This is a genomic window from uncultured Abyssibacter sp. (assembly GCF_964000955.1).
Lineage (GTDB): Bacteria > Pseudomonadota > Gammaproteobacteria > Nevskiales > OUC007 > Abyssibacter.
Genome location: NZ_CAXFCL010000001.1, coordinates 1 through 3,659, shown reverse-complemented (window position 1 = coordinate 3,659; position 3,659 = coordinate 1). Strand labels below are relative to the sequence as shown.

The 3,659-nt window shown below is 64.7% G+C and carries 3 protein-coding genes; all 3 read right to left on the bottom strand.

What is annotated here, in order from left to right; translation table 11 throughout:
- Window positions 1–1,898: efflux RND transporter permease subunit (locus ABNS06_RS00015; RefSeq protein ID WP_348671791.1), on the bottom strand; the 1,898-nt coding region annotated here is incomplete at its 3' end.
- A gap of 9 nt (window positions 1,899–1,907) precedes the next feature.
- Complete coding sequence (locus tag ABNS06_RS00010) at window positions 1,908–3,071, bottom strand: efflux RND transporter periplasmic adaptor subunit (protein WP_348671790.1); 1,164 nt, start codon at window positions 3,069–3,071, stop codon at window positions 1,908–1,910.
- Window positions 3,068–3,659: TolC family protein (locus tag ABNS06_RS00005; protein WP_348671789.1), on the bottom strand; the 592-nt coding region annotated here is incomplete at its 5' end. The genes ABNS06_RS00005 and ABNS06_RS00010, both read right to left, overlap by 4 nt.

Genomic DNA, 3,659 nt, shown 5'->3' with positions numbered 1-3,659 from the left:
TCCTGCTTGACCTGCTCGTTGGACTTGGACCGCTCGCCCCAGGGCTTCAGCACGTTGCCGGTCGTTCCCGAGTTCGGCTCGGGCCCGTACTGCGAAACGCCCAACGTCTGGAAGATGTTGGAAACCGCCTCGTTCTGGTGTGACAGCTCGGCCAGTCTGTCCGCCCACAACTGCGTCTGATCGATCGTTGCATTGGGCGCGCCGGTCGAGATCATGAACACGACGCCCTGATCCTCCTGCGGCGCGAGTTCCTTCTGCGAGGTCGTGAACAGGAAAAAGCAGGACGCGAGCACGATGGCGCCGAAGATCAGGATGACCGGGACCGTATTCAGCGCGCTGTGCAGGCGCCGCTCGTAACCGTTCTCCCATTTCTCGAACTGCCGCTCCAGAAATGCCGCGAACCGGCTCTGCTTGGCGTCTTCACTGGATTGCAGCAGCTTCGAGCACATCATCGGCGACAGCGTCAGCGCGACCACGCCCGAGATCAGCACCGCGCCGGCCAGCGTGAACGCGAACTCGATGAACAGGGTTCCTGTCAGCCCGCCCAGCAGGCCGATGGGCGCATACACCGCCACCAGCGTGATGGTCATCGCGACAACAGGCGCGGCGAGCTCGCGCGCGCCCTTGAGCGACGCATCCAACGGCGTCATCCCCTCCTCGATGTGCCGATGGATGTTCTCGACGATGATGATCGCGTCATCCACCACCATGCCAATGGCGAGCACCAGCGCCAGCAGCGTGAGCAGATTCAGCGAGAAGCCGAGCATCAGCATGACGAAGCCCGCGCCGAGCAGCGACAGCGGAACCGCGACGGCCGGAATGATGACGCTGCGCACACTGCCCAGGAACAGGAAAATAACGATGATGACGATGATCATCGCCTCGATCAGCGTCGCCTGAACCTCGGAGATCGCGTCGTCGATGTACCGCGTGGCGTCGTAGAGGATTTCGGAGTTCAGTCCCTCGGGCAGCTGTTCGACGATGCCCGGATACGCATCCCGGACACCGGCGATGACATCCAGCACGTTGGCGCCCGGCACGACATTGATGCCGAAGAAGGTCGCGCTCTGCCCGTCCGCCTTCACCTCGATATCGTAGGTCTCCGCCCCCAGCGACACGGTGGCGACGTCCTCCAGACGAATCAGGGTATCGCCGTCATCGCGGATCACCAGATTCTTGAACTCGTCTTCCGATTGCAGATCGGTGCCCGCGGACAGATCCACGGAAATCATCGACCCCTTGGTCTGACCGACGGCCGACAGCACATTGTTGGTCGCCAGAGCCTCGCGCACTTCCGAGGGCGTGACGCCCAGGCCGGCCATGCGTTCCGGCTGCATCCAGATGCGCATCGCGAAGGTCTTGGCGCCAAGCAGCTCGGCCTTCTGCACGCCCTGCACCGCCTGCAGCTTCGGCTGCACGACCCGCGACAGATAGTCGGTGATCTGATTGCTGGTCAGCACATCCGAGGAGAACGAGATGTACATCGACGCGAAATTGCTGCCCAGCGCCAGATCGATGGTCGGCGCCTCGGATTCCTCCGGCAGTTCCGAACGCACCTTGTTCACCTTGGAGGTGATCTGGGTCAGCGCCTCGTAGGGGTCGTAGTTCAGAACCAGCGTCGCCTGGATCGTGGAGAGCCCCTGCGCGCTGTAGGAACGCAGGTAATCGATGCCGTCGGCGCCGGCGATCTCCCGCTCCAGCGGTGTGGTGATGAAGCCCTGGACCAGTTCGGCGTTCGCCCCCACGTAAGCGGTCGTGACGCTGATGACGGCGTTCTCGGCCTGCGGGTACTCCTGCACGTTGATCGACTGGAAGGCACGCAGCCCCACCAGCGCGATCAGCAGGCTGATGACAGACGCCAGTACCGGCCTGCGGATGAAAATGTCCGTGAGTGCCATGTCGTACGCCTATTTGTTGACCGGTTGCGGGTTCCGTTCGTTGGCGGGCGTCACCTCGTTGTTGATCGTCAGCGGTGAACCGTCGCGCAGCTTGAGCTGCCCCGAGGTCACCACCTCATCGCCCGCCGACACGCCTTCCAGCACCGCCACCTGGTCTCCGCGTCGATCGCCGACCTTCACGAACACCCGCTTGGCGGTCTTCTTCTTGCCGTCACCCTCGGTGGAGGCCTCGCCTTCCCCGCCGTTGTCCGGGCGCGACTGACCCTCGGTGACCAGATAAACAGAGTCGCCGTAAGGGCTGTACGAGATCGCGGTGGCGGGCAGTGTCACATGCCGCTCGACCTGCGGCTGAACCACGTCCACGCGGACGAACTGGCCGGGCCGGAGTCGGCCGGCCTGGTTGTCCACCCGCGCTTCCACGGCGAAGTTGCGTGTGGCCTGATTCACGCTGGGCTCGATCGCGGTGATGTGACCGGTGAACGCCGTATCCGGCACGCTATCGACACGCAGCCTGACAATCTGTCCCGACTCGATGTCGCCGAGACGCCGCTCCGGCACGGTGAAGTCCACCAGCATCGGATCGAGCTGCTGCAGGGTCACGATTCCCTGCCCGGCCCCGACGAACTCGCCGATATCAACGCGGCGGATTCCAACCTTGCCTTCGAACGGTGCCTTGATCGCCTTCTTGGAAATCACCGCTTTCTGACTCTGGATTCGGGCCTCAAGCTGCTCCGCGTTGGCGCGCGCCGAGTCCAGATCCGCCTGGGCATTGGTCCCGCGTCGACGCAGTTCACCCTGCCGCTTGAGTTCGGCGCGGGCCAGACGCAGCTGGGCTTCCAGCGCGGCCAGTTCAGCGCGATCGGTGCTGGTATCCAGCTGCACGAGCAGGTCGCCCCGCTGGACCGACTGTCCGGAATCGAACGCGATGTTCTCGACCACCCCCGCCAGTTCGGCGGCCACGGTCACCCCGTTGACGGCGCGCAGCGTGCCCACGGTGGGAATGGTCGGTTCCCAGACGGCTTCCTCCGCGACGATGGACGACACCGTCACCGGAGGCTCCTGGCGGTTCTCGAAATAGTTGGCCATCTGCTTGTTCACAAATGCCCGCAGCCCGAAGACGATTCCGAACACGATGGCCAGACCGACCAGGACGATGAAGAGTCGCCGTTTCATTGCACGCTCCCTGAGTTTTCACCGGTGAACACGGCATCCACCTTCGGTAAGTCGGCATCCGTGACCGTTCCGGCTGCCAGTTTCAGATCGACCACCGCGACCACGTAGTCGTGGCGCGCGGCGTTGAATTCCTGCACCGCCCGCAAGGCGGCCTGTTCGGCGGCGAGCACGTCGCTAAGCGTGCGGGTCCCCACCTCGTAGCCGTCCCGCACCGCGACCAGCGCCGTGCGTGTCGACTGCACCGCCCGCTCACGCGCGGCGATCCTGCGTCTGGAGGCACGCACCGTCCGCCAGGCGGAGCGGACTTCCGCCTCGGCCAACTCCCGGGCCGCCCGCAGTTCCTCGGCGCGTTGCAGATAGGTGGCGCGCGCGGCATCCAGACGAGCCACATTCGCCCCGCCGGTGAAGATGGGCACCGTGAGGTTCAGCCCCACGCGAGCTTCCTCGGCGTCCTGACCGATCCGCGACTCGGAGGTGTCGTTGCGGCCGTAGCTGGCGGTCAGGTCGAGCTGCGGCAATCGCGAGGATTCGTTGGTGCGGATGGCGAGTTGGGCGAGCTCGGCCTGCAGGCGGGCGCCGACCACATTG